The 25,548-nt window shown below is 67.2% G+C and carries 30 protein-coding genes; 21 read left to right on the plus strand and 9 right to left on the minus strand.

The features are described from left to right. Nucleotides 1-893: 893 nt before the first annotated feature. The 4 genes from R2K23_RS03490 to R2K23_RS03505 all read left to right on the plus strand — a co-directional run bounded on the left by R2K23_RS03490 (nt 894) and on the right by R2K23_RS03505 (nt 2,735). Complete coding sequence (locus R2K23_RS03490; protein WP_316514302.1) at nt 894-1,268, plus strand: hypothetical protein; 375 nt, start codon at nt 894-896, stop codon at nt 1,266-1,268. A 165-nt stretch (nt 1,269-1,433) separates the two neighbouring features. Beyond that, nucleotides 1,434-2,066: a hypothetical protein gene (locus R2K23_RS03495; protein ID WP_316514304.1), complete on the plus strand. Its 633-nt coding sequence runs from the start codon at nt 1,434-1,436 to the stop codon at nt 2,064-2,066. A gap of 25 nt (nt 2,067-2,091) precedes the next feature. Then, nucleotides 2,092-2,355 carry a glutaredoxin family protein gene (locus R2K23_RS03500; RefSeq protein ID WP_316514305.1) on the plus strand — a complete coding sequence of 88 codons (264 nt, stop codon included), beginning with the start codon at nt 2,092-2,094 and terminating at the stop codon, nt 2,353-2,355. Further along, entirely contained in the window at nt 2,352-2,735 is a 384-nt protein-coding gene (locus R2K23_RS03505; protein WP_316514306.1) for a DNA-binding protein, read from the plus strand. The genes R2K23_RS03500 and R2K23_RS03505 overlap by 4 nt, the downstream gene beginning before the upstream one ends. A 477-nt stretch (nt 2,736-3,212) precedes the next feature. On the opposite strand, the gene R2K23_RS03510 is transcribed toward R2K23_RS03505, so the two are convergent. The 4 genes from R2K23_RS03510 to R2K23_RS03525 are packed head-to-tail and all read right to left on the minus strand — an operon-like array spanning nt 3,213 to nt 4,889. Beyond that, nucleotides 3,213-3,440 carry a hypothetical protein gene (locus R2K23_RS03510; protein ID WP_316514307.1) on the minus strand — a complete coding sequence of 76 codons (228 nt, stop codon included), beginning with the start codon at nt 3,438-3,440 and terminating at the stop codon, nt 3,213-3,215. A 55-nt stretch (nt 3,441-3,495) separates the two neighbouring features. After that, the gene (locus tag R2K23_RS03515) at nt 3,496-3,840 is read right to left on the minus strand and encodes a VOC family protein (RefSeq protein ID WP_316514309.1); all 345 of its coding nucleotides are present in this window, start codon (nt 3,838-3,840) and stop codon (nt 3,496-3,498) included. Continuing rightward, nucleotides 3,837-4,166 carry a hypothetical protein gene (locus R2K23_RS03520; protein ID WP_316514311.1) on the minus strand — a complete coding sequence of 110 codons (330 nt, stop codon included), beginning with the start codon at nt 4,164-4,166 and terminating at the stop codon, nt 3,837-3,839. The genes R2K23_RS03515 and R2K23_RS03520 overlap by 4 nt, the downstream gene beginning before the upstream one ends. Nucleotides 4,167-4,214: 48 nt before the next feature. Further along, nucleotides 4,215-4,889, minus strand: a complete 675-nt coding sequence (locus R2K23_RS03525) for a hypothetical protein (RefSeq protein ID WP_316514313.1) — start codon at nt 4,887-4,889, stop codon at nt 4,215-4,217. Nucleotides 4,890-5,270: 381 nt separating this feature from the next. On the opposite strand from R2K23_RS03525, the gene R2K23_RS03530 reads away from it, so the two are divergent. Continuing rightward, nucleotides 5,271-6,404 carry a site-specific integrase gene (locus R2K23_RS03530; protein WP_316514314.1) on the plus strand — a complete coding sequence of 378 codons (1,134 nt, stop codon included), beginning with the start codon at nt 5,271-5,273 and terminating at the stop codon, nt 6,402-6,404. Nucleotides 6,405-6,407: 3 nt separating this feature from the next. Here R2K23_RS03530 and R2K23_RS03535 read toward each other — a convergent pair whose 3' ends face one another. Next, nucleotides 6,408-6,725 carry a hypothetical protein gene (locus R2K23_RS03535; protein ID WP_316514316.1) on the minus strand — a complete coding sequence of 106 codons (318 nt, stop codon included), beginning with the start codon at nt 6,723-6,725 and terminating at the stop codon, nt 6,408-6,410. Next, entirely contained in the window at nt 6,722-6,913 is a 192-nt protein-coding gene (locus R2K23_RS03540; RefSeq protein WP_063975780.1) for a hypothetical protein, read from the minus strand. The genes R2K23_RS03535 and R2K23_RS03540 overlap by 4 nt, the downstream gene beginning before the upstream one ends. A 196-nt stretch (nt 6,914-7,109) precedes the next feature. On the opposite strand from R2K23_RS03540, the gene R2K23_RS03545 reads away from it, so the two are divergent. The 6 genes from R2K23_RS03545 (at nt 7,110) to R2K23_RS03570 (ending at nt 11,020) form a co-directional block, all read left to right on the plus strand. After that, nucleotides 7,110-8,183, plus strand: coding sequence for a hypothetical protein (locus R2K23_RS03545; protein ID WP_316514318.1), 1,074 nt, complete (start codon nt 7,110-7,112; stop codon nt 8,181-8,183). Then, nucleotides 8,180-8,506 carry a hypothetical protein gene (locus tag R2K23_RS03550; RefSeq protein WP_316514319.1) on the plus strand — a complete coding sequence of 109 codons (327 nt, stop codon included), beginning with the start codon at nt 8,180-8,182 and terminating at the stop codon, nt 8,504-8,506. The genes R2K23_RS03545 and R2K23_RS03550 overlap by 4 nt, the downstream gene beginning before the upstream one ends. After that, entirely contained in the window at nt 8,503-8,835 is a 333-nt protein-coding gene (locus tag R2K23_RS03555; protein WP_316514320.1) for a hypothetical protein, read from the plus strand. Before R2K23_RS03550 ends, R2K23_RS03555 begins: the two co-directional genes overlap by 4 nt. After that, a complete protein-coding gene (locus R2K23_RS03560; protein ID WP_316514321.1) occupies nt 8,828-9,076 on the plus strand; it encodes a hypothetical protein in 249 nt (82 codons plus the stop codon). The genes R2K23_RS03555 and R2K23_RS03560 overlap by 8 nt, the downstream gene beginning before the upstream one ends. Before the next feature lie 378 nt (nt 9,077-9,454). Continuing rightward, on the plus strand, nt 9,455-9,748 hold the full coding sequence (locus tag R2K23_RS03565; protein ID WP_316514324.1) for a hypothetical protein: 294 nt from the start codon (nt 9,455-9,457) through the stop codon (nt 9,746-9,748). After that, nucleotides 9,749-11,020, plus strand: coding sequence for a hypothetical protein (locus R2K23_RS03570; protein WP_316514326.1), 1,272 nt, complete (start codon nt 9,749-9,751; stop codon nt 11,018-11,020). It begins immediately after the preceding gene. Here R2K23_RS03570 and R2K23_RS03575 read toward each other — a convergent pair. After that, on the minus strand, nt 11,017-11,526 hold the full coding sequence (locus tag R2K23_RS03575; RefSeq protein WP_316514327.1) for a hypothetical protein: 510 nt from the start codon (nt 11,524-11,526) through the stop codon (nt 11,017-11,019). The two genes, R2K23_RS03570 and R2K23_RS03575, sit on opposite strands and share 4 nt — an antisense overlap. A gap of 224 nt (nt 11,527-11,750) precedes the next feature. On the opposite strand from R2K23_RS03575, the gene R2K23_RS03580 reads away from it, so the two are divergent. The 4 genes from R2K23_RS03580 (at nt 11,751) to R2K23_RS03595 (ending at nt 14,176) form a co-directional block, all read left to right on the plus strand. Beyond that, nucleotides 11,751-12,593 (plus strand): TIGR03619 family F420-dependent LLM class oxidoreductase, encoded by an 843-nt coding sequence (locus R2K23_RS03580; RefSeq protein WP_316514328.1) that lies wholly within the window; start codon nt 11,751-11,753, stop codon nt 12,591-12,593. Between the two features lie 61 nt (nt 12,594-12,654). Continuing rightward, the gene (locus R2K23_RS03585; protein ID WP_316514330.1) at nt 12,655-12,936 is read left to right on the plus strand and encodes a hypothetical protein; all 282 of its coding nucleotides are present in this window, start codon (nt 12,655-12,657) and stop codon (nt 12,934-12,936) included. 288 nt (nt 12,937-13,224) lie between these two features. Next, a complete protein-coding gene (locus R2K23_RS03590) occupies nt 13,225-13,668 on the plus strand; it encodes an SRPBCC family protein (protein WP_316514332.1) in 444 nt (147 codons plus the stop codon). A 70-nt stretch (nt 13,669-13,738) separates the two neighbouring features. Beyond that, entirely contained in the window at nt 13,739-14,176 is a 438-nt protein-coding gene (locus R2K23_RS03595; protein ID WP_316514334.1) for an SRPBCC family protein, read from the plus strand. A gap of 26 nt (nt 14,177-14,202) precedes the next feature. Here the strand turns inward: R2K23_RS03595 and R2K23_RS03600 are convergent, their stop codons facing one another. Next, nucleotides 14,203-15,372 (minus strand): pyridoxal phosphate-dependent aminotransferase, encoded by a 1,170-nt coding sequence (locus tag R2K23_RS03600; RefSeq protein ID WP_316514335.1) that lies wholly within the window; start codon nt 15,370-15,372, stop codon nt 14,203-14,205. A gap of 111 nt (nt 15,373-15,483) precedes the next feature. Between R2K23_RS03600 and R2K23_RS03605 the strand changes: the two genes are divergently transcribed. Continuing rightward, nucleotides 15,484-16,572: a tetratricopeptide repeat protein gene (locus R2K23_RS03605; RefSeq protein ID WP_316514336.1), complete on the plus strand. Its 1,089-nt coding sequence runs from the start codon at nt 15,484-15,486 to the stop codon at nt 16,570-16,572. A gap of 28 nt (nt 16,573-16,600) precedes the next feature. On the opposite strand, the gene R2K23_RS03610 is transcribed toward R2K23_RS03605, so the two are convergent. Beyond that, nucleotides 16,601-17,977: an NADP-dependent succinic semialdehyde dehydrogenase gene (locus tag R2K23_RS03610; RefSeq protein ID WP_316514337.1), complete on the minus strand. Its 1,377-nt coding sequence runs from the start codon at nt 17,975-17,977 to the stop codon at nt 16,601-16,603. 296 nt (nt 17,978-18,273) lie between these two features. Here R2K23_RS03610 and R2K23_RS03615 point away from each other — a divergent pair, with 296 nt between their 5' ends. The 5 genes from R2K23_RS03615 to R2K23_RS03635 all read left to right on the plus strand — a co-directional run bounded on the left by R2K23_RS03615 (nt 18,274) and on the right by R2K23_RS03635 (nt 25,506). Next, nucleotides 18,274-20,460, plus strand: a complete 2,187-nt coding sequence (locus R2K23_RS03615) for an alpha-ketoacid dehydrogenase subunit alpha/beta (protein WP_316514338.1) — start codon at nt 18,274-18,276, stop codon at nt 20,458-20,460. Next, nucleotides 20,460-21,707: a dihydrolipoamide acetyltransferase family protein gene (locus tag R2K23_RS03620; RefSeq protein ID WP_316514339.1), complete on the plus strand. Its 1,248-nt coding sequence runs from the start codon at nt 20,460-20,462 to the stop codon at nt 21,705-21,707. Before R2K23_RS03615 ends, R2K23_RS03620 begins: the two co-directional genes overlap by 1 nt. 241 nt (nt 21,708-21,948) lie before the next feature. Next, entirely contained in the window at nt 21,949-23,019 is a 1,071-nt protein-coding gene (locus tag R2K23_RS03625) for a sugar ABC transporter substrate-binding protein (protein ID WP_316514340.1), read from the plus strand. Further along, entirely contained in the window at nt 23,016-24,518 is a 1,503-nt protein-coding gene (locus R2K23_RS03630) for a sugar ABC transporter ATP-binding protein (protein WP_316514341.1), read from the plus strand. Before R2K23_RS03625 ends, R2K23_RS03630 begins: the two co-directional genes overlap by 4 nt. Next, nucleotides 24,505-25,506 carry an ABC transporter permease gene (locus tag R2K23_RS03635; RefSeq protein ID WP_316514342.1) on the plus strand — a complete coding sequence of 334 codons (1,002 nt, stop codon included), beginning with the start codon at nt 24,505-24,507 and terminating at the stop codon, nt 25,504-25,506. Before R2K23_RS03630 ends, R2K23_RS03635 begins: the two co-directional genes overlap by 14 nt. Nucleotides 25,507-25,548: the final 42 nt, after the last annotated feature.

Raw genomic sequence — 25,548 nt, forward strand, 5'->3', positions numbered from 1 at the left:
CCTCGCAGAATCTCAGCTGTAAGTACCTAGATAGAAGCTAATACTTCGAACTTCTATCTATATCTCTCTACAGGCCTCTAACCAGCTGCTTTAGCGTTTGCAACGCCGCGAGAGTCAGGGGGAGGGGGTGGAACGCTCCACCCTGCTCCACCCCACCTCACCTGCGGTTTCTTGTTCCACCCCCTGTTCCACCCCCATAAGATGTTCCACCCCCTGCGGCCCGCCGGGGCAGTCTTGCGAGAGTTGATTTGAAGTCCGAAGTAGATGCGCTCTGTCTGTCGCCGTAGGGGAACACCCCGAAGCTCTACCCGTCGCCGGACCTCGGCGGCGGCGGGTGGTAGCGCTCATCGATCAGCCGCAGGATGCCGCGCGACGGAGGGCGTCGTGGACACCGGCACGCACGTTTGCGTCTCCAAGTCGGGAGGGGTTCCCTCTCCCCCCCGCTTCGCGGTGGATGTAGTTAGAAGTCCGTAGGAATGCAGACCCGGCGCGAGAGACTCGGCGAGCTCACCTCGCTGCGCCGGCACCGCCGACGAGATACCCGCGCCGAGCGCTACCCGTCGAGTACCTGTCGACGCCGAGTGCCGGAGGCCTGACTCCCCGCAGCGGTGGGGTGGCGGCGGCGCCTTCACCACCTGTCCGCCGCCGCCGCCCGCGTTCTCCAGCTCGCTCCCCGCGGCGTCAGCACGGGCATCAGTACCCGCGCCGCGACCAACAGCAAACGATCACCGGCCACGCGCACGCCACCTGGTCCCGGCGTAAGCCATCTCTCGATTCTCTGTTTCAGAGAACATTACCGCAGGTAGAGGCGCCTTTCCTCCTTGCCAGGTATCGGTACGGCCAGTAGTATCGGTAGCAACAGGCTGAGCAGTTCCAGCAAACAAGGAGAACCCGTGACCACCACCGAGACCATCACCCTGCCCCCGTCCACGCTCACCGATGCGGAGTGGATCGAACAGCACGCCTGGACCGAATCCGCCGGCCGCGCCGCCGTCGCTGTTCTGCTCGACGAGCCCGGCCAGCGGTTCTTCCAGAAGCTCACCACCGCAGAGGCCGCCGCCGCGTCCTGGTACGCGCGGTTCCGGCAGGCCCGTGAGGTCCGAGGCCTCGACAGGCACGACGCCGCGCTGACCGCGTACGACCCCGTCGCGGAGCTCGCTCACGCGGAGCTCGGCGAGGCCGCGGCGAGTGTGCAGGCCACCGTGGATCACTACTGGGCGCTGATCTGCGCGACGGCCGACGTGCTGCGCGAGAGCGCCACCCTCTGACCCACCCCATGCCCCGGCCGCTGCGCCTGCCCTCACGGCGCGGCGGCCGGCACCACCACAGAAGGAGAACTCGACCGTGACCTACACCGGTCCCGCACAGCACCCCGACATCCGCTGGTGGCGACGCCTCCTGCTGACGCTGCGAGCGCGGCGAGAGGCGCGTCGATGACCGTTCCCGTCACCCTGCTCAACCCCGCCATCGCCGGCCGCACCGTCGTGGGCTTGGACCTGTCGCTCACCGGCGCAGGTATCGCCTCCCTCGACTTGGTGACCGGCGACCTCGACACGGCTGTGCATCGTTCCCCGGCGCCGAAGGTCGACACTCTCGGTGCGCACGTCTCGCGACACCGCGCACTGGTGGACGGGATCGTCCAGCAGGCCATCGCCTGCGACCCTGCCCTCGTGGTGGTGGAGGGGCTGCGGTTCTCCGTCTCGGCGCAGGACAGCAGCCTGTCCCGCCGTGGGTTCCTGTGGTGGGCCGTGGTCGAGGGACTGGTGCACGCCGGCGCGCCCGTGCTGGAGGTCACCCCGAGCCAGATCAAGATGCTCGCCACCGGGAACGGCGGAGCCTCCAAGGACATGATGGTCGCCGAGTACGCGCTCGCGTGGCCGGACGCCACCCGCGACAAGAACACCCAGGACCGGGCCGACGCCGCGTTCGCCGCCGCGCTCGGAGCCGCGTACCTGCGCTCCCCGCTGCTCCCGTTCAAGGTGACCGGTAAGCGGCGGCAGGCCCTCGCCAAGCTGGCCGCGCCGAGCACCCCTCCCCGCATCTGCCCCCGCGGTGCGGTGGCCTGACCCAACCCCTCGAAGGAGACCAACCATGACCATCACTGTCCTGACCCAGCCGAACTGCGCCGCGTGCAAGTGGGTGACCAAATCGCTCGATGCCGAGGGCATGCCCTACGAGCTGCGGGACGTTCGCGACGATCCCTCTGCCGAAGACCTGCTCGTCGGCATCTACCAGCGCCTCCGCCCGGGCATGCACCCGCAGACGCCCGTCACGATCCTCGAAGACCACGGCATCGTCTTCGGCCCGGACATCCGGTCGCGTCTGCGCGAGCTGCGCCAGGGGACCGCGGCGTGAGCGGAACCATCAGGCGTCCCGCACCCGAGGGCGGCACGTTCATCACCCGACCAGCCGCAGCGGAGCTGCGGGGTGTGACACGGCGGCGCATCGACACCCTGATCCAGCAGGGGAAGCTGCCGGCCTACGAGGTCGCAGGCCGGGTGATGGTGCTCGAAGCCGACGTGCTCGCTCTCGAGCTGCCGACCGCGCCGCCCGAGGGATGGATCTCCCGCCACGCCGCCGCGAAGATCCTCGGCTGCACACACCGCGCGGTGGGCCTGATGGTGGCGCGCGGTGATCTGCCGGCCGAGGAGTTCGGCGGCCGCCTGTACCTGCGCGAGGCCGACGTACGCAAAGCCGCGACCCCCCGCCGCGTGATACCGCCGCGTCGCCGGTGAACCCCAGGACAGAAGAGAGAAGGAACCATGACCAACGACGACATGCACCAGCAGCAGATCTCGGGTCAGACAGCAGGCGTGGACCAGGCGGTGCCGGGTGGCACCCCTGCACCCGCTGCGCCGGCTGATGCGAGCTCGCCGAAGGCTGATCCCGCTCCTGGTGCTCCGGCACCGGTCACGGGTGCAGTCCCGTCAACCGGTACGCCGGGCGCTCCGAAGCCCGCTGGCCAGGCCGGACCGAGCTCGGCGGAGTCCACGCAGACCGGCACCGGGCAGTCGCAGCCGTCACCTTCGACCAGCGCGCTCGACCCCACGGCCGTGCGCTGACACGAGCAGCAGAACACCCCGTAGCCCAATCGGTTGCGGGGTGTCTCTGTGTCGGTGGGGTCAGCGTCCGATCCTAGTCACGGTCGCGCTCCTCGTCGTCCCACCGTTCGCCGTCGTCGTGGACGTCTTCGTTGTCGTACACGGGTCCGGTCATGCGTTCGTCCCCTCCCGCTGCGCCGTGATGTAGGCGGGATCGGAGGCGGTCACCGCAGCGGCCATGAAGTCCCGTGCCACCCGCAGCGCGGTCACAGCTTGGCTGTACCCGTCGGCGGAGCTGTCGAGCTCCTGGAACTCATTCAGGAGTGCGCGCACTTCATGCAGCAGTTCGGGCGGTGTGTCTTCGACGTCGGGCGGTTCAGTCCAGGTCGACTCGTTCATGGGGCGAGCATGTCGGCGGTGCCGACAAGATGGTGCGCGCGGCGCGGGTTCGGGCCTACACCTCGTGCAGCAGCACAACCGTGTTGCCGATGGGATCGCTCACCCACCAACCGGCGCCGTCCCGTGTCCGCTCCGGCAGCGCGTAGGCCCGGTCCATCAGTCGCTGCACCGCGTCGTCCATGTCCGGGCCGTGGAACTCCAGACGCGTCGCCGTGTGCGGCCGTGACCCCCTCGGGTAGAGCTCCATCACCAACCCGTCGGCACCAGTGACTGACCAATGCCGGGGACCATCGCCATGCTTCTCGGCGACGGGCTCCGCGTCGAGGATCGCCCCGTAGAACGCCGCGGCACGGTCGAGGGTCGGCGGCGGGACGTACAGGACGATCAGCGACAGTTTCATCGGGTCGACCCCGGCACCATCTCAGCTTGTGGAGCGATCCGCAGTTCGCCGCGGGCCTCCTGCTCCCGCAGCTCCCGCTGCTTCTCCTCAGGCAACGTGTCGAAGTGCTCCTTGGCGATGACCGCCGAGCCCGGGACCGGGCCGAACCCTGGGCTGGGTGTCGGGTGCACGTCAGGGCAGTCCGCCACACAGCAGCCGCACTCGTCGTAGCCGGAGAGGTCAGGCGACTCGCTGCGCAGTGACGGGTTGACGCACCGGCCGTCCTCGGAGCCGATGTGGTCGCGGCGTGGACAGTCGCAGCGCTCGACGGGCGCGGACTCGGTCATGACCTGGAGAGTAGGCCGGAGCAGTGACACGGAGCGAGCGGTTTTCGACTAGCGCCAGGACGATGCCGCCGCGCGTTTCCCCGGCAGGTCCGCGCGTACATCCAGCAACGCATCAGCGACTCCTGGCAGCGCTTGCCCGCCGAACATCTCCGCGGCGCTGACCACGCCGCACAGCTCCTGGTACGTCGACTCCACCGTCACCAGCGGCCGCAGCTTCTGCACCGCCGCGGCCAGCCGGTCCCGCTCCGCCGTCAGGGCCTCGACCACACCGGGCAACTGGCCCGTGCTCATCGCCTCCGCGGCCTGAACCATCACCGCCAGCGCCTCGTCCGTGGTGTCCGGCCGAAGCAGCCCGGACAGGTGCATCACCGCGGAGGTCACGCGCTCCCGCACTTCGGCGGCGTGGTCAGCTCGGTCCGACAGGTCGGCTTCCACGCTCGCCCACAGCTCCGCCACGCCATCCAGCCCCCGCGCTTGCACCTCCACGGCGGCTGCCCGTGCGCCCACGATCGCGCCCCGCAGCGCGGTGCGGCAGGATTCCAGCGCGGTGTACGCGACCTCACGGGCGTCCTCCCACACGCCGTGCCCGAACGTGAACTCCAACAGGCCGGCCAGCTGATCCGCAGCCTCGGCCAGGCGATCGTCATGGGTGCCGGGCCCCATCTGAACCGTGGGGACGTCGTCGACGAGGTCCTCGTCCCAGTTCCGGTAGTCCTCAGTCACGGTCGTCCTCGGTGTCGTCATGGCCGGCACCATGCCTGCGATCCCGGCGGAGACAGGTGCGGGGCGCCGCCTCCACCCCGAATCCGCAGCTCAAACCCAACCCGCGTTACCGACGAGAATTGCGGCCCACCTCTTCCCGCACCCTCCTCGTCCTCCGTTTCCCCAGGCCGAATCCCCCTCTCCACCAGCCCCCGCACAGTCACTCGCGATGGATGCGCGCGGGGCTACGAGAAATTGGATTCCCGCACATGGCAGGCCGGTGAGCTGGGGAAACGGGCGGGGAAGCGTGTGGATTCTCGGTGGTTGGGGCGGCTGATCCGGGGTGTCCGTACTCGCGCCGCGTACCTGCGCTGCGGGGGTGTCGGGCCTACCTTCCGCGCCATGATCCTTCCCGCAGTCACAGCCGGTGCGCAGCCGCCGGACCTCCCCACCGATGTGGTGGAACGGATCCGCATCGCCACCATCGACTCACAGTCCGAGGGAACCCGCCGCGCGTACAGCTCGGGCTGGCGACGGTTCGAGGGCTGGTGCCGGCGCAACGGGTACGAGGCACTGCCCGCGCATCCGACGGTGATCGCCGCGTACCTCGTCGACGCCGCCGAGACGGTCAACGAGAACGGTGAGCGCGCGTACTCCACGGTGACGCTCAGCAAGTGGACCGCCGCGATCTTCGATCGGCACCGCCGCGCGGGCATGGACCCGAACCCCGCGGCGCACGAACTGGTCCGGCAGACCATGTCCGGGATCAGGAGGCAGTACGCCAGCCGCGGAGACAGGCCGCGCAAGCCGCGCACCCCTCTACTCACGGACGACGTGGTGCTGCTCGTCACGACGGCCCGTGAACAGGTAACCGGTTGGGTCAGCGAGGTCTGCGAGCGGCGTGACTCGGCGCTGCTGTTGATGGGGTTCGCCGGCGCGTTCCGCCGTAGCGAACTCAGTGGACTCACGGGAGCTGATGTTGAGCTCCACCCCGCGGACGGTGTCCACGTCCATCTGCGCAAGAGCAAAACTGATCAGCTCGGCGAGGGTGGCACATTCCCGCTGCCGCGCACGAAGGAATCGCTGCGCTGCCCGGCGTGCGCCTTCGTCCGTTGGGCCGCAGTGGTTTCCACGTTCGAGGACGGCGGCAAGGACGCGGTGATCCGGTTGGTCTCAGACTCGCCCGAGTTCGGGAGCCGGCACGTGTGCCGTACACGCGCACCGAAGATCGCCCGCCGCGCGCCGCTGTTCCGGTCGTGTCGCAACGGGGTCCTGTCGGAGGGTCCGTTGTCGGGTGCCGGTATCCACGCGGTCATCAGGCGGAGAGCGTCGAGGGCCGGATTCGAGCCGGAAGCGGTCGAGCGCCTGGGCGGGCACTCGTTGCGGGCGGGGTTCGTGACCCAGGCCGCGCGGGCCGGAGCCGACCACCACTCGATCATGCGCCAGACCGGCCACCGAACGCCGGCGATGGTGACCCGCTACGTGCGTGAGTCGGCGCCGCTGATCGGGAACGCCGTCACCGTGCTGGGACTGTGAGCGTCACGGCGCCTGCCCCAGGAACACGGTGGCATCCGTGCCGTTCGTGCCCACAGCCTGACTCCCGTCCACGGACACCTCGAACCCGTTCTCCCGCAGCCGATCCGCCGCGGCCGCGTCCACGGCGACGGTGAGGTCGACGTAACGGCTGATCGTCTCCACCACCCGCGCCGTCGACACCACCACGGCGGGGCCGGTGGCCGGCGGGGTGATGCGCCAGCGACCGTCGCCAAGTTCCTCGGCTGGCACGTTGAGGATCGCGCTCCAGAAGCGAGCGGTGGACTCCCCGTTGTTCGACTGGAGCCGGATCTCGGCGATCACGCTGCGCCTCCCGCCGGTGGCTCGGCCACGATCATCACCAGGTGCCGCTCGGTCGGCGCTGCCACCACTTCATCCGACGCGGTGATCAACACCGGCGCGTCGAACAGCAGCGACAGGAACTCGGCCGCCGCCGCGATGTCTGCGGTGCTGGCGCGGATCACGGGACGGGTTGTCGCGGTGTTGCTCATCCAACGAAGACTGCCACGTCGATGTGACAGACGTGATCTGGAACATCAAGGAGCGCACCGGTCTTCGGTGATCCTGCAACGAGTCGAGGAGTCGACGCTGGTCCCAGCGATGTTGCTGGTTCCGGTGCATCTGCAACGGAACGTGCATCGAGGAAATGGCTCGCGCGGTGTCAGTGCAGGCGTCCACACTGGCCGCATGCCGAGCTCAGAAGATCGTGACCGTCGCGCCGCAGACCTCCGCGAGCGTGCCGCTCTCGTCCGCCGTGATGGCTGGGAGCCGTACGGAAGCGTCTGGTCGAGCGGTGAGGTTGCCGGAGTCCGTGCGGTACTCGGTGAGCCGGGGGCGCTCGACGCTGCGGTGGAACTGTGGGCACCGACGCTGTGGGGCGCTGGCCCAGCTGAGGCCGACGCCCGCACCGGCTACCGGTCGACGAGGAAGTGGTTCGCCGCGGTGGCTCAGGACGACGCCATGGAGATGACCGACGCCGAGAAGGCCAGCCTCGCCGCGAGCAACGCCGCGATCAGCGACCTCGCCGGCGCGCTGCTTTCGCGAGACCGTGAGGGCGCCGACGCCGCCCTCGCCGCGGCCAGACAGGCGAGCACGAAGCTGGACCTCGACTCGTTGCGCGACAAGATCCACATGCCGAAGGACGCTCACGGGTTCGAGGACGGACTGCGTCGGATCATGCGACGGATCCCGGACGGGTGGGGCAGGTGGATTTCCTGCTCACGCGGCTGGTACCCGATCATCATCGCTCTCGACCAGGCGCTCGCCGAGATCGACCCTGCATACGAGGTGCATCAGTGCAAGGAGAAGTTGGGAGGACTCAGGTTCTACTTCGGTGTGTCCGAAGCCGTGTCCGAGGCCGACCACGACCGCATGCGCGAGCTGGTGCGCGAGGCCGAAGCCCGGTGTGCAGAAGCGTGCGAGCTCTGTGGTGAGCCCGGCGTGAGGCACGCCCGCAGTAGCGGCTGGCTCAAGACGCTCTGCCCGTCGTGCGCCGCGTCTGCGGGATACGAGCGACTCGGGGAGCTGGTGAACGACCTCACCGCCGACCGCCACGGCCTGTGGCGCGTGACCTGCCACGGCGACGACCCGGACTCGCACTGGGACATGACGCACGGGGAGGTCAGCGTGATCGACGGGGAGAGGTACAGCGGCTTCGAGGTACTGGCCTACCCGTCGGTGCTGCGCACGTGGCGGATCCGGCTCAGCGACGGCACCGAGATCGAGTCGGGGTTGATCGCGGCGATCGAGAGGGTCCGATGAGCGGCAGCGACGTCGTCCGCATCGAACCCCGCGGCGGCACCGTGCTGCGCATCGAGCACGCGTCGGGTCTGATCCACGACACCGACTTCTCCTACTTGCTTCGAGACAACCCACCGGACAGCGTGTTCGCCGACTTCACCGCGGAGACGATCCAGGCCGCTGAACTCGTCGACGGCACCGTGGCGTGGCACCGGCCGGAGGGTCTGGTGGACCTGGCGAACCACGTGATCGAGGAGCACGCAGAGGTGAACGAGTGCGTCGGCAGCTGCGGGTGGGAGCCCGGCGACACCGTGGTGATCCGGCCCGCGAGCGAGGAACCGTGACCGAGAACGTCGAGTTCCCGCCGCCGAGGACGGTCGCGGAGCTGCGCCGCCTGCTCGACCAGCTACCGGGGGACGCGTTAATCCTTGTCGACGGGTACGAGGCTGCGTACTCGGCGATCGCAACAGCCATGCTCACCGAGGTGCAGGAGCTGTCCGGCCGACCGTCCTACCTCGGCCGGTTCGAGCATCCGAGCGATGCGGCGCGTGCGGTCGCCGGTGTCGACGCCGCGGCGTGGGCGATCAGTGATCCCGGACCGTTGCCGCAGCGGGTGGGCGAGCCCGTGGTGGCACTGGTGCTCCGGCGTGAGGTGCGAGACGCCGATGAGTAGGGAGCCGCGCACCCGGGAGACGCGGCTGATGCGCGAGGCTGCAGCCGGCGAACCGGGTCCGGACATGACTGTGGTGGAGCGTGCGGCGGTCGAGTTTCTCCTGTCCGATGACGTCGAGTTAGACCTGCACACCGCGACGGTCTGGTCAGAGCTGATCGCGGCGGACGTGCCGGCCGAGGACCGGGTGGCGTTCACGCAGATGTGGATGCGCGAGCTCCGCGACGCGCTGCGGTGGGCGTAACCCGGGGACCGTCACCGTGGGAACATCCTTGCGATCAGCCGCCCCGATGACCCACCGATGACCCATTCACCGCGAACCGACCCGTGATCGACGCAGAGAACGCCCAGGTCACGGCGATGAGGCTCGCGAGCTGAGCTGGGAGAATGCCGGGCCGCCGTTCTGAAAAGCGGAAGGTCGCCGGTTCGATCCCGGCCCTGGCCACTTCAGAGAACCACCTGGTATCGGGTGGTTTTTTCTTTTCTCGAGGCGGGGACAGGCGCCGATGGCCCAGGGCGACCCGTCCCGGATTTGAGGTCGCGGGTGACCGGACGTGTCCGGCGCAGCGGCGTCGCAAACAAGTGACCGGCACCCCCGTCCGCGGGCAATAAAATCTCGATAATGGATGAGATCGCGCTGAGCAACCCTGGTCTGCAGCACGCCGCGGCGCAACACACCGCGCTCGCCGAGGAGACTGCCGACGGCATCCCCGCCGGTGGGGCCACCACACCGGGGCAGGCCAGCTCAGTCGCCGTAGCGGCTGCCCACGCCGCCGTCGCCGCCGCAGCAACCGCGCTGGCCACGCGACTGTCCACGACCGGAGCCAACGTTGCCATCGTCGGAGCCGTCATGACTGAGCACGACCACGCCTCAGCCCAGCAGGTCGCCGCTGTCCACCCTGCAGCCTGGATGTAGATGGCGGCGGTCGGGGGTGCGGGTACCGGTGCGGTGCTGCCCTCCCTGTCGCAGATCCTTCACTGGGAAACCGGGCACCTGACGTCGGCTGCTCAGCACTGGGCCTCGATCGCCGAGGGGTGGGAGGACAACTTTTCCATCGCGCACCGGGGGGCGCGCAACCCAGGCGGCACGGGCTGGGAGGGTGCGGCCGCCGAAGCGACGCAGCAGCGGGCCCTATCCGATCTGTATCGGGTGCGGGGGCTGGCCGACTCCCTGGACGCCGCTGCCGCTGTGGCCCGTCGAGGTGCTGATGAGATTGCGGCCGCCAAGAGCGCGGCGGTGGATGCGCTGCGCCGTGCCGACGCGGCGGGTTTCGACGTCGGTGAGGATTTGTCGCTGAGCAGCCGCGAAGGCTTCACCGCAGCCGAGTACCCGGCGAAGTTGGCCGAGGCGCAGGCACTGTCGGCAGAGATCAACACCAGCGCAGCGCAGCTCGCGGCGGCGGATGCCTCGGTCGCCGCGAAGATCACCACGGCGGTCGCGCCGCTGGGAGAGGTGGCGTTTCCCGAAACAGTCCAACTCGTCGACTTCAAGCAGGGACCCACACCGGCGCCGAACCCGAACCCCAAAGATCCGCACGAAAAATATCCGAACCGCAGCGCAGACGGCACGTACGGTCCGGGCAACAGCGGCGACGGAAAGGCCGCGGAGAAGGCGGCACTGGATCAGCGAGAGCGGGAAACCGGCGTTCCCATCATTCGGCAGCAGGTGCAAGCGACCCACCCCGATGTGGTCAACCCAAAGACGAAGAATCCCCAGGGCCGCTTCTACGACGGGCTGCAGCCCACCGGTAACCCTGACGAGTACATCGGGCTCGAAGCGAAAACCCATGACGGCGTCAAACTCACGCGCGAGCAGCAGTCGTTCGACGCGGCGGTCTCACCGGAACGACCGGCGACCGCAACGCTGAACGGCCGCGAAATCACCATTGTCGGTGCCCAAAAGGTCCATCCTCCGGATGGCTGGGTGCCGCCATCGGCAGGCCAGCCACCCGGTCCCAATGTGAATCAAGGAACCGTTAACGTGCCGACTGAGTCGGGACGTCCTGTTCCCGCACCCGGCGGTGCCTCACCCCCCGCACCGACGACGGGGGCCGGCGGGAGCTGGGGTACGCAGCTCACACCGCAGCAGATGATCGACAGCGACGACCCGGCGCTGCGGGTGGCGGGGCAGGAGATCCGCCGGCGGATGGCCGAGAAAGGGATGATCGATCCCAGCGGGTTGGCCTAATGGGGCGCGGCATCCGGTAGATCGAAGTGTCGGCCGTCGGCGGTGTATCCCTCGACCGGGCGAAGCACGTAGCCCGGTGGGATGTCACCGGTCTTGTGGTAACTCATGAAGAGCTTCCCGGCCTCCTCGGCGTCGAAAACCTCGGCCCGGCTGATCATCTCGTCGCCTCTGGGTAACGGTATCGCCACATCCAACGGCAGATCGTCGTCATGCGGATGGCCGATGGTGTAGCGGACCCACTCGGCACCCCATTGTGCGCCGCCAGGTTTGCGGATCTCGACCGTCATCGCTTCCGCACTGCCCGCGGCTTGGATGTACTGCTCGGTGGCCTGGTTGCGGACCTCTTCGAAACTCTTGCCCTCCGGGAGCGGGTAAAAGAGCAAAAACCAGTTTCCGTTCCTGCCCAGCTGCCGGAGCGGACCTAGGAACTGCAGCGGGCCCGCTCCACTGTCCATGGTCGCGGCGCCGCCGCTGGTGTACACCATCGCGTGGGTCGGAATTCCCATGTCGATCACCTTAATCGGTGGGTTCCCGTCATGTGGGTGGCGATCACGTAGGGCACGCCGACGGCACCCCACTGCGCACCGCCTCGCCGAAAGTTGCCTTGTTGTACGCATCGCTCGAGTAGCCGCGTCAACAACCCAACCCTCGGCGAGCGGTGGGGCGCGGCCGTCGCCAAAACGTCGACCCAATCCACAACAATCACCGTGCCGTCTGTCACAGTGTGGCGATGCAATTCTGGTCCGGCACGGCCTTCCTCCCCACCCGCGATCTGACCACCATCGCCACCTTGCTGGACCAGAACGGGTTCACCGGGATGTTCACCTCCGACCACCTGATCTACCCGCGGGAGCTGCGCACCCCGTACCCGTTGACCGGGGACAAGCCGCCGTGGCCGCCGGAGACGGAGTGGCCGGACTCGTGGGTGACCATCGGCGCATTGGCGGCCGTCACCACCCGGCTGCGGTTCTCCAACGCGGTGTACATCGTCGGTGCCCGCCCGCTGCTGGAGGTGGCCAAGCAGGTCGCCACCGCCGCGGCGCTGTCCGGCGGCCGGGTGGCGCTGGCCATCGGAACCGGTTGGATGCGTGAGGAATTCGAACTGCTCGGTCAGGATTTCGACAACCGCGGGCCGCGCACCACCGAGATGATCCACGCCCTGCGCGCGCTGTGGCAAGGCGGCTGGGTGTCCTGGCAGGGCGAGCACTACTCGGTGCCGGAGATCATGCTCGAGCCCCACCCGCCGACCCCGGTGCCCATTCTGTGCGGCGGCGAGTCCGACGTCGCGCTCAAGCGGGCGGCCCGGGATTGCGACGGCTGGGTGGGCACGTACTACAGCTGGGACGACGCGGTGGCCATCGTCGGCCGGCTCAAGGAGTTCCGGCAGCGGTACGGACGCGCCGACGAGCCGTTCGAGGTGATCGTCTCGTTGAGCGATCCGCCGTCGGCCGACCTGTATCGGCGCGCCGAGGACATCGGCATCACGGGTGTGATGTGTGCCCCGTGGCGCGACGGCCGGTACCGGGAAGGCATCGAGCAATTTGCCAGCGAGATCATCACGCATTGCGGATAAAGGTTTGACGGGGCCGTAATCGGGCAACAAACTTGCCGATAACTACACCCTTGGAGGCGTGATGAACCGCGTGATGACCCTGTTGATTGCCGGCTTTGCTGCTGCTGTGGTGGCGACCGGCTGCTCGTCGGCCGTGATGAACCAGGGCGGCGACACCAAGTGCAGCGATTTCACCGCCGCGGACGAGAAGACGCAGAACGAGAACATCACCAAGATGCTCACGGACGAAGGCAAGAACGAGCCGTCCAACCTCGAGCTGACCGGTACCCGGGCCGCGGTGCAGACCTGGTGCCAGACCGCGGGCACCCCGGACAGCCCCATCAAGGAGGCCCCGCACCTCTGAGTTTCGCCGGCCGGCATGGTGCTCACCTCCGCGTGAGCGCCATGCCGGCCGTGTGTCGCCCCGGTCTGCGAATGCGCGGGTCGGCGCGACGAGTAGCGCGCCGCACCGCCTCGCGCAGCCCCGGACCCGACGCGGTGCACGCCTCGATCCGGTTGTATCACCACGTCGGCGACGACGTCCTGCGCAACGACGGGCAAGCCACCCCGCCGGTGGCCACCGGGACTCCTCGGGCGCCGCGGACCAGCAAATCGGTCCGCTCCCGCCGATCGCTGGTTAAGGTTTCCGGTTATGGCAGTCAACGATTCGCGTGAGGTGGTCATCGAGGCGACGCCGGCGGAGATCCTCGACGTCATCGCCGACGTCGAGTCGACGCCGACGTGGTCCCCGCAGTACCAGAAGGCCGAGATCCTCGAGACCCACGACGACGGCAGGCCGCGTCGGGCCAAGATGACCATCAAGGCCGCCGGACTGACCGACGACCAGGTCATCGAGTACACGTGGACCGACACCAGCGTCAGCTGGACCCTCGTCTCGGCCGGTCAGCTGAAGGCCCAGGACGCCTCGTACACGCTGACGCCCGAGGGCGACAAGACCCGGGTCCGGTTCGACATGTTGGTGGACCCCTCGGTGCCCATCCCGGGCTTCCTGCTCAAGCGCACGCTGAAGGGCGGCATGGAGACCGCGACCGACGGCCTGCGCAAGCAGGTGCTGAAGGTCAAGAAGGGCCGCTGAGCCCCGACCCGACGGCGGTGCAGCGAAGATTTTGCTGCGGAACCTGCCGCCGGTTACTACCGTCGAACCCATGGCCGTACGGGCGTCCCGCGAGGTGATGTTCGACGCCTCCCCGAAGGCGATTCTGGACACGCTCGCAGACATCGAAGCCTTGCCGTCGTGGTCGACGGTGCATCGCAGCGCGGAAGTGCTCGACCGCTATCCCGATGGCAGACCGCACCACGTCAAGACGACGGTCCGACTGCTCGGCGTCACAGACAAGGAGTTGCTCGAGTACCGCTGGGGTGACAACTGGATGGTGTGGGACGCCCGGCGCACCCTGCAGCAGCAGGGCCAGCACGCGGAGTACAACCTGACCCGGGAGGGCGACCTGACCCGGGTGCGGTTCGACATCATTGTCGATCCGTCGGCGCCCGTGCCGGCCTTTCTGGTCAAGCGCGCCAAGCGAATTGTGCTCGAGGCCGCGATCGACCGCCTTCGCAGCCGGGTCACCCGGCACTGGGGCTGACGGGGCAGGACCGCGGCGCGGAGCCGTCAGCGCCGCAGGGCGCCCAGGCGTCGGATGGCCTCGTCGAGGGTGTCCTCGCGTTTGCAGAAGGCGAAGCGCACCAAGTGGTTCCACTCCGCGAAGTGCGGCCCCGCCGGATCGCAGAATGCCGAGAGGGGAATGGCCGCGACCCCGACCTGGTGGGGCAGCTGTGAACAGAACTCGGCGCTGTCGTGGTAGCCCAGCGGCCGCGGATCCGCGCACAGGAAGTAGGTGCCCGAACTCGGATGCACGTCGAAACCGAGGTCGCTCAGCGCCGCCCCGAGCTTGTCGCGGCGGGCCTGCAGCGAATCGCGCAGCGCCGCCACCCAGCGGTCCTCCGTATTCAGCGCCAGCGCCACCGCGGGCTGGAAGGGGGCCCCGCCGACGTAGCTCAGATACTGCTTGGCGGCGCGCAGCCCGCCGATCAAAGACGCTGGGCCACAAGCCCATCCGATCTTCCAGCCGGTGCAGTTGAACATCTTCGCCGCGCTGGAGATCGTGACGGTGCGCTCGGCCATCCCGGGGTAGGCCGCCAGGGGCCGGTGCCGGCCGCCGTCGAACACCAGGTGCTCGTAGACCTCGTCGGTGATCACCAGCAGGTCGTTGTCGATGGCCACGGCCGCCACCTGAGCCAGCTCGGCCTCGCTGAACACGGTGCCGGTGGGGTTGTGCGGTGTGTTGAGGATCAGCGCCCGCGTGCGCGGACCGATCGCGCGGCGCAGCGCGTCCACGTCGAGGGCGAACCCGCGGCCGTCGGGAACCAGCGGTGCGGTCACCCGGTGGCAGCCCGCCATCGCCACCACCGGCGCGTACGAGTCGTAGAACGGCTCGATCATGGCGACCTCGGAGCCGGGCTCGACCAGCCCGAGGATCGCCGCGGCGATGGCCTCGGTGGCACCCACGGTGACCAGCACCTCGGAATCGAGGTCGTAGTCGACGCCGAAATGCCGGCTGCGTTGCGCAGCGATGGCTTGCCGCAACTCGGGCATGCCCGGGCCCGGCGGATACTGGTTCACGCCGTCGCGGATCGCCTGCACGGCGGCCTCGAGCAGCGCCGGCGGGCCGTCCTCGTCGGGGAAGCCCTGGCCCAGGTTCACCGCCCCGACGCGCGCGGCCAGCGCGGACATCTCGGCGAAGATCGTCACCGCGTAGGGCGTCAGCCTCGAGACCGTCATGAGTACCGAGCGTAGCGGCGCAGGTCCGGGCGTGGATTGCCGCACAACGGCGCCGCGGGCAACCGTTAATGTCCTTACCGGTATGCAAGGTCGGCGTTTCAGGGGGCTTCAGTGACGGACACCAGCATCGACAACCTCGAGGCCCGGTATCTGGCGGCACGGGACCCGGCCGAGGCGCTACAGACCGCCGAAGCCCTGCTGGAGGCGCGAAGGAGCGAACTCGGGGCCACGCATCCCGACACCGTGACCACCGCGGTGGCGGCGGCGACGTGGAGGTTTCACTCCGGCGACGTCGCGGGCGGGGTCGAGCAGTTGCGCGCGCTGCTGCCCACCGTGGTCGCGGTGCTCGGCGCCGACGATCTGGGCACGTTGGCCGCCCGCCACATCGTGGCGTCCTATCCCGACGGCGCCGACCCGTCGCCCGCCCGGCGCCTGGTCGGCTGGCTCGAGCTCTACGCCGACGAGCAGCGGGTCCTCGGCGCCGACCATCCGACGACGTTGGCCGCCCGCAACCAGATCGCCCTGTTGCGGCGCGAACTCGGCGACCGCATCGGCGCCCGCGACGAATCCGCGGCCGTGGTCGAGGCGCAACGCCGCGTCCTGGGGGAGACCCACCCGGACACCCTCACGGGCCGGCTCAGTGCGGCGATGTGTCTGGGGGAGGCCAGCGACGGCGCCGCGGCGCTGGCCGCGATCAACGCGCTGATCCCGCTGTTGGGAGCGGCGTTCGGCTACGACCACCAGAACACCCTCGCGGCGCGCCAGACCAGCGCGCTGTGGAGCGCCGAGGACGGCGGCGATCTGCTCGAGCGGTTCTCCGAGTGGGAGGTGCTGGTCGAGGATCTGACCGGCGCGCTGGGGGAGCGCCACCCGCTGACAGTGGCCGCGGTGGCGGCCCGCGATGAGCACCGGGACCAATGGGAGCAGCAGGGCCACGAGGCGGCCGGCCTGCTGGCCGGCGTGGTCGATGCCAAGCGGGAGGCGGGACGGACGTTGCGCGCCGACGGTCCGGGGTCGGTGGCCCATCTGCGCTGCCGCTACGACCTGGCCCAGCGGTTCCTGCGCGGGCTGCGCTTCGAAGCCGCTCAGCGGCACGCCGAGGCGTTGATCGCCGACAGCAGTACCGCGCTGGGCGACGATCACGAGCTGACGGTGGCCGCCCGTCGGCTGCTCGACGAGATCGCCGAGCGGTGGGACTGACCGGCGAGCAGCGGAAATGCTTCCGAATTCAGGCTTTCCACACTGTCTTGAGATTGCAGAATTCTCGGATGCCCTCGGCGGCCAGTTCGCGCCCGTAGCCGGAATCCTTGATCCCTCCGAACGGCAGCTCCGGGTATGAGACCGTCATGCCGTTGAGGAAAACTGCGCCCGCCTCCAGATTTCGAACGAACCAGTCATGCTCGGCATCATCGTTGCTCCACACCGACGAGCTCAACCCGAACGCCGTTTGATTCGCGATGCGCACGGCCTCGTCCCGGTTGCCGACGCGATACACCGACGCGACGGGGCCGAAAGCCTCCTCCCGCACAATGCGCATGTCGTCGGTCAGTCCGGCCAGTACCGTGGGCGGGTAATACCACCCCGGGCGGTCAGGCGCGGAACCCCCGGCGAGTAACTGGGCGCCCTTGGCCACCGCGTCGTCCACCAAGCCGCTGACCGCAGCGCGGCCGGACTCGGTGCTCAGTGGGCCGACGTCGGTGGACTCGTTCATCGGATCACCGACCACGAGGTCGTTCATCTTGTCGGTGAACAGGTCCACGAATTCCTCATACACCTCCGTGTGGATGATGAATCGCTTGCCGGCTATGCAGGATTGGCCATTGTTGGACACTCGGGCCGCGACCGCGACCGTCGACGCGGCATCCAGATCGGCGCTGGGCATCACGATGAATGGGTCCGAGCCTCCGAGTTCCAGCACCGCCTTCTTGAGCTGACGCCCGGCGGTCGCCCCCACGGCCCGCCCCGCCGACTCGGATCCGGTCAGGGTGACGGCCTTGACGCGGCGATCCTCGATCACTGCGGCGACTTCGCTCGACTCGACGAGCAGCGAACGCAGTGAGCCGTCCGGATAGCCGCCCCTGGTGAAGAGTTCATCGAGATAGAGCGCGGACTGCGGAACATTCGGCGCGTGCTTCAGCAACCCGGCGTTGCCAGCCATCAACGCCGGTGCGGCGAACCGGATCACCTGCCACAGTGGGTAATTCCAGGGCATCACTGCAAGCACTACGCCCAACGGTTGCCACACCGTGCCGGCCGCAGATGCGGATACGGTCGACGGGTCCGCGAGGTGCTGCGGGGACAAAAAGGCTTCGGCGTTGTCGGCATAGAAGCGGATGCTCTTGACGCATTTGACGACTTCGGCGCGCGCCTGCCGGATCGGCTTACCCATTTCGAGGGTGATCATCGCGGCCGTCGAATCGATTTCTGAGTCAAGCAGGTCGGCCGTCGCGTGCATCCAAGCGGCGCGTTGGCTGAAGGAGGTTTCACCCAAGGTCCGGGCAGCTTCGCATGCCTCTGCGATTCGGCGCTGCACCTCGGCGTCGTCATGTGGTGCAAACTTCTCGACGACCTCGCCTGTCGCCGGATTGGTGGTAGCGATTGTCATGAATTCTCTCTTCTTGGTGCGGTGTGGCTGAACATCGGGCCGGCGGGTTCTCGGTCCCGGCCGCGCCGGGTGCGCCGGGGTCAACCCTCATGGCTCCCGAATGCGGTGCGGTTCGGCCGACCCGTCCGGGTCCAACTGACGCGTGGATCACCGGAATTGGATCCAAACACTGAGCACCATACGGGATTGCGAGGAACAATCTCAGTCCTAGTAGCCAAATTGGATCCAATAAAGGTAGTGTGTGACCCGAGCCACGCGCCGACTGTGGGGTCGGCCGACCGCTGGAGAAGAGGTTTATGTCCGCCGAATGCCGTTTGGAAACGGGATCTGAATGGATCGAACTTTCCACCACCCAAGATGACTGGAAGGCCGCGGACCCGGCGCTTCTGGGGACCATGCTCGCCGAGTTGCACCTGATCCGGGCCTTCGAGGAAACCGTGCTTGAACTCGCGGCCGAAGGTTTGGTCCACGGACCCGCTCACTCCAGCATCGGCCAGGAGGGTGGCGCGGTGGGATCCATCGTCGGCCTGCGGCCGACCGATGGGGTGAACGGCTCGCACCGCGGGCACCACCAATTTCTTGCGAAGGTGCTGACCTATGTGTCCGGAGGGGTGATCGACCCCGCCGCGCCCGTCACGCCAGAGGTGTCGGACGTGCTGCAACGGACACTCGCCGAGATCCTCGGATTGGCTCAAGGCTATTGCCGCGGCCGCGGCGGTTCGATGCACCTGCAGTGGTTCGAGGCGGGGGCGTTGGGGACCAACGCCATCGTCGGTGGCGGCGTACCCATGGCGGCCGGCAATGCCTGGGCCCAAAAGCACAGTTCCACAACCGATGTCACGATCAGCTACTTCGGAGATGGCGCCAGTCAGATCGGCTCGGTGCTCGAATCCATGAACTTGGCAGCCGCTTGGAAACTGCCGGTGTGCTTCTTCATCGAGAACAACCTCTACGCGGTGGCCACGCACGTCGAAGAGATCACCGCAGATTCGCGCCTGTCGGTGCGGGGGCAGGGATTCAGTATTCCCGGCTGGCGGGTCGACGGGATGGACCCGCTGGCTGTGTACTTGGCCACCGAACGGGCTGCCGAACGGATGCGCAACGGCGATGGTCCGGCGATCGTCGAGGCCGAGGTGTATCGGTTTTTCCACCAGAATGGGCCGTACCCGGGTAGTGCCTTCGGTTACCGCGACAAGGCCGAGGAGGCGCAGTGGCGCGCTCGGGATCCGCTGGATATGACTGCTGCGCAGATGATCAACCTAGGTCTGATCGACGAGGCTGGTGTCACAGATCTGCGTCGTCGGGCGCAGGAAGCGATGACCGCCGCGGCTTCCGCCCTGCTGGAGGTCGACCCGGAATCGGCCGGCAAGCGCCGTATCCGGCCCGAACTGTGGCCCGATCCGAGCTTCGTCGACGTGGGTGTCCGTGGTGATGCCAGCGAGCTTCAATCCTTGCCCGTACTGGATCCGACCGAGCACGAAGGGGACTGGCGCAAACTGAAGTTCGTCGACGCCGTCGCCGGGGTGATGGATCGTCGGATGGCGACCGACGAACGCATCGTGGTCTTTGGTGAGGACGTCCACCGACTGAACGGCGGCACCAACGGTGCCACCAAGGGGCTGGCGAAGTACGGCGACACCCGTCTGGTCGGTACACCGATCAGTGAGAATGCGTTCATCGGACTCGGTGGCGGCCTGGCACTGGACGGTCGGTTCCGACCGGTCGTCGAGTTCATGTATCCCGACTTCATGTGGGTGGCGGCAGACCAGGTGTTCAACCAGGTCGGCAAGGCGAGGCACATGTTCGGTGGAGATAACTCGGTCCCCCTGGTGCTGCGAACCAAAGTCGCAATGGGGACCGGGTACGGCTCCCAGCACCTGATGGATCCGGCTGGAATCTTCGTCACAAGCCCAGGGTGGCGGGTGGTGGCACCCTCTACCGCTGCGGATTACGTCGGCTTGATGAATGCGGCCCTGGCGCTGGACGATCCGGTCCTGGTGATCGAGCATGTCGACCTCTACGGCATCGCCGACCGCGTCCCCGAAGGGGATCTCGACTACATCATTCCGCCGCGTCGGGCAGCCGTCCGCCGCGTCGGCACGGAGGTCACCGTCATCAGCTACCTCTCGATGGTCGCCCGGTGCCTCGAGGCAATCGAACAGACACACGTTGACGGAGAGGTGATCGACTTGCGTTGGCTCGACCGCGCGTCGATCGACTGGGAAACCATCGAGGCAAGTGTCCGCAAGACGAACGCGGTGTTGATCGTCGAGCAGGGCGCCCGCGGAACTTCTTACGGCGGATGGTTGGCCGACGAGGTCCAGCGCAGGCTTTTCGACTGGCTGGATCAACCTGTGGAGCGGGTGTCGGGTGGGGAAGCATCACCGAGCATTTCCCGGGTGTTGGAACGTGCGGCCTTCGCCGGCACGAGTGAGATCGTCGATGGTCTTGAGAAGATCTCGCGTGGGATGGGCAAGCGCTGATGGCCACCGTGGTGCGAATGCCAGAAGTGTTGGCCGACACCAGTGAAGCCACCATCCAATCTTGGCTGGTGGCGGTCGGCGACGAAATCGCCATCGGTGATCCGATCGCAGAGATCGAAACGGACAAGGCGGTTGTGGAGTACGCCGCCGAGGTCGCGGGGATTCTGTCCCAACTGTTGGTTGAGCCTGGGACGTCGACCGCCGTGGGCAATCCGATCGCGGTAGTGACGAGTCCGGGTGAGGACGATGCCGATATCGATCCGGGGTTGGGGGCCGCCGCGACTCCGCTGGAGCCTGCTTCGTCGACCGCCACTGCGAAGGGTGAAGAAGAGGCGACGGGTGAAGAGGCGAAGCCAGAACCTGTCGAGGCTCCCGGTCGACGGATGTTTGCAACACCGTTGGTGCGAAAGATCGCCCGGGAAAAGGGAATTGACCTAACCGAGGTCACGGGTACCGGGCCCGGCGGGCGAATCGTACGTCGCGACGTCGACCGGTTGCCCGAAAGGCGGCCAGCGGTCGTCCCGCCACCAGCACTGCGTCCGGACGAGCCAGCGGTTTCTGCGCCCGAGGGCGTCGTTGACGTGCCGTTGTCGGGGATGCGTAAGGCCATCGCGCGGCGCCTCACCGAGAGCAAGACCACGGTGCCCCATTTCTACGTCACCGCCGAGTGCCGAATCGATGCGCTCCTCGAGCTCAGGGCGACTGTCAACGGATCCTCCACAGTGAAAATTTCGGTGAACGACTTTGTCCTCAAGGCGGTTGCCGGCGCTCTGCTCGAGGTCCCGGAGGCCAATGCGATTTGGAACGGCGATTCGATCCGGCGGTTCCAAAGTGCCGACGTCGCGGTGGCTGTCGCGGTGGACGGCGGCCTGGTGACACCGGTACTGCGCGGGGTGGAGCGGCTTCCGGTCTCAATGATTTCGGCCCAGGTCGCGGATTTCGCGGAACGCGCCCGGGGCGGTCGCATCCAGCAGGGTGAACTCGAAGGCGGGAGCTTCTCGGTTTCCAACCTCGGCATGTACGGGGTGACGGAGTTCTCGGCGATCCTCAATCCACCGCATTCGGGGATCCTCGCGGTCGGCGCTGCAACTCAGCGACCGGTTGTGGTCGACGGCGAGTTGACGGTCGGGTCGATGATGACCGTGACGCTGTCGGCCGACCATCGCGTCATCGACGGGGCGGTAGCCGCGCAATGGATGGCGGCCTTTGTCCGAAGAATCGAGAACCCGATGACGATTCTGATATGAACGCCCGCGAGTTGGCCGCGCGGGTCGCGGCCCGATCAAGGTTCCGTCTCGGCCGGCGTGGAGCTACCCGCGGACGGTCCCGTTGGGCAGCGATGTGGTGCCTGTGCGATTCCGACCTCGATGACCCGCGCTGGAGCCAGGATGCCGGCGCAACAACTTTGTCAGTTTCTTTCATGAACATGACCTGGGAGCGGTGATGACTCGAAACCCCCTCGCGCGCTTGATCGGAGCAGCGGTCCTGATGACGGCGTCGATCGGATGCTCTTCGGGCTTGCACGACGTCGCTACGGCGGGTGTCGACCAAGCCATCACCGACATCTCCGCCTACGAGGAGGCAGCCAGGGAGGCCATGAGACCGGTTGCGGCCTGGCCCGGCCCTGTCGGTGGTCCGCCGGCTCAACCGGGAGTCAAGATCATGTGGATCGCGTGCGGGTTCGCCGCCGAGGGTTGTAAAGGGCCCGCGGAGGCCGCCGCGGATGCTGCTGACGCACTCGGGTGGGAGTTGCGTGTCGTCGACGGTCAACTCGATCCTCGTATCTACAACCGGGCGGTCAGCGAGGCCGTCGACCAGGGCTACGACGCGGTGGTCCTCAATGCGATATCGGTGGATGCGGTGGCTGGTGCCGTGCAACGTGCCAGGGCCGCGGGGGTCGTGGTGGGTAGTTGGGACAGCGGTAACAATCCGAGTCCGAGTGGAGTCAGCTTCGAGGTAGATCAACCAATCGCCCAACAGGGCCACAACATGGTCAACTACATGGTCTGGAAGTCCGGTGGGAACACCAAGGCATACGTGACCGAAGCGCCCGAATTCAATGTGGTCCGGGGATGGATCCAGGGCGCCCGTGAGGCGCTAGAGACTTGTGACACTTGCGAAATCGTTCGCGAGGACAAGTTCACCGCGACGGAGGCCGCGACCCGTGTCCCGACACTGATGGTATCCGCCCTGCGGGAGAACCCGCAGATCAATACGGTGATCGGCGCTTACGACGCAGCCCTGCTCAGTGCCTTACCGTCCATTCGGGGAGCAGGATTCCATCGCGTGCGGGTGGGTGGGTTCAACGGCATCGCCCCGTGGCTCCAACTGATCCGTGACGGCCAGGCCAACGTCACGTCTGCTGTGCCGATGAAGTGGGGTGCCTGGGCAGCCTTCGACAACGTGAACCGACTCTTGGCCGGCGAGGAGATTCCACTCCAGAACCTGCCCACCCGTCTGATCGCCACCGAGAACATTGCCGAGATTCCGCAGCAAGGGCAGTGGGAAGGCGACCTCGACTATGCGGCGGAGTACCGGCGGATCTGGAGCGCCTCGTGACCGCGACCGAAGTCATCGTCGGCTCCGCGCTGTCGGCCGAATCGGTGAGCAAGCGATTCGGCGAGAACGTGGCACTTGACGACGTATCCCTGGAGATCCCAGCAGGAACGGTCCATGCGCTGGTCGGCATGAACGGTTCGGGCAAGTCGACATTGGTGAAGATCCTGGCGGGCTTCTATCAGCGCGACGCAGGGCACATCGCCGTCCGCGGGGTCGCGGAAGACTTCTGCGACAAGATCGCGTTCGTCCACCAGGACCTCGCCCTGGTGGAGTCCCTGACGGTGTTGGAGAACCTCAGCCTTGGGCACCGCATCCCGATGCGCTGGGGGCGTATCGACCGAGATCGCGAGCGAGACGCGGTCATCGAGGCACTGAGACCATTTCAGCTCGAGCAGACGATCGACGTTGCCGTTGACCGGCTGACGAAGGCAGAGAAGACGATCATCGCGATTGCTCGTGCACTCCGTGCCGATGCCGGCTGTTCGCTGCTGGTGCTGGACGAGCCGACGTCCACGCTGCCGGCGCGGGAGACACAACGTTTGCTCGACGTCATCGTTCAATGCGCCCAGTCGGGATTGGGCGTCCTGTTCATCTCGCACAGGTTCGGCGAAGTGATGAAAGTGAGCGATTCAGTGACCGTGCTACGGAACGGGAGTGTGGTGTGCAGTTCGCCGACCTCTGAGCTCTCGATCGATCGGATCGTCAAGGAAATGGGTGGCACCGGCGGACAGTTGGTGGACGTCGGCCGAACTGGCCACGCCGAGACGCAGACTTTCCGCGGTGGTTCAGTTATGAGTGCCCGGAGGCTGAGCGGGCAGACTCTCCGCGACATAGATCTGGATGTACATCCGGGCGAAATTGTCGGTGTGGCCGGGGTTCTGGGTAGCGGTGTCGAGGAACTGGGACGGTTACTCAGTCGCAGGCAAGAGCCCTCCGCAGGGACCGTCAGGCTCGGCGATGCCGAGATCGCCCGACACTCCCGCCGGGTGGGTTTCGTGCCGGCCAACCGCGCAAGTCACGCCGTTCTCACCGGTCTCACCACCCGCGAGAATGCCACCGTATCCGATGCCAGGCGGCACCTCTCCCGAGGGAGAATCGACGTCCGCAGTGAACGGGTACGGACACACGATCTGTTCGCCGCGATGGGGGTGCACCCCCTCGATACCGAGATCGACATGCTCGCTCTGTCCGGTGGCAATCAGCAGAAGGTGCTCATCAGCCGGTGGCTGGCCGTCGATCCCGATGTCTTGGTGGCAGACGAGCCAACGCAGGGCGTCGATGTGTACGCCAAGGGCGAGATCCTGGCCAAGTTGCGTCAGCATGCCGCTGCAGGTCTTGCCGTCGTGCTGATCAGCGGGGAACCGGAAGAGATAGCCGCTGCCTGTGACCGGATGTTGGTCATCAACCACGGACGGATCCAAGCCGAGTTCCCGTCGCCCGTGGACGTTTCGTCGGTACTAGCGGAGATGCACAAGGGAGATGGTCATGGTCACAGCTGACGTAACGACGCGACAGCACATCCCGCCGCCCAGGGAATGGGGACGTCGGGTGGCGAGTTTCGCGGTGGTAGGGCTGATTGCCCTACTGGTGTTCGTGTTCAGCGCTTTACGGCCGGACACGTTCGCGACGGCCGCTAACGCCCAGACCATTCTGGTGGAAAGCGCCGTCCTGACCATCCTGAGCCTCGCGGTCATGGTCCCGCTGATCGTCAACGAGTTCGATTTGTCTTTGGCGGCGGTGCTCGGGTTGGCTGCGATGTTGGCCGCCGGACTGCCCGCCAGACAGGGGTTCAGCGTTGGATTGACCTTGGTGACGATCTTTGCCGTGGCGCTCGCGGTGGGAGCGGTGCACGCGTGGCTCATCGTCCGACTCAATCTGCCATCGTTCGTGGTAACTCTAGGTACCAATTCGGTTCTGGCGGGGCTGATTCTGTTGTACTCCGGCGGTGCGGTGGTCTATGAGGCCATTCCCGACGGCATCAGGATCATCGGTACTGCTTCCGTTGCTGGGATCGGGATGCCGATCTTGCTGATGGCGGCGATCGCCGCGTTGCTGTGGTTCATGTTGACACAACGTCCTGTCGGCCGGTTTTTCTACGCCGTTGGCGCCAACGAGACCGCCGCGAGGTTGGCCGGCGTACCGACGGCCCGAATCCGAGTGTTGGCGCTGGTCGGTGCGCCGATGCTGGCCGCCGTTGCGGGGCTGGTTCTGACGGCTCGCGTCGGATCGGCGAATCCAACGTCTTACAGCGCGTTCTTCCTGCCCGCTTTCGCCGCCGCCTTCCTGAGCTTGGCAGCGTTCCAGATCGGCAAATTCAACCCGTTGGGGGTGGTCGCGGCGGTGTACTTGCTTGCGGTTGGCGTCGCAGGGCTATCGCAACTGGGAGTGCCTTCCTGGGTTGATCCGGTGTTCAACGGCGCTGCGCTAGTCGTCGCCATCGCCCTGTCGCGGTTGACCGCTGACCGTCGAACGGCCGGCGCCGTGTAGTCGCCGATGCCCAATCCCGAGCACGAGTCGTTCCGATAGAGA

This window comes from Mycolicibacterium sp. MU0050, assembly GCF_963378085.1.
GTDB lineage: Bacteria > Actinomycetota > Actinomycetes > Mycobacteriales > Mycobacteriaceae > Mycobacterium > Mycobacterium wendilense.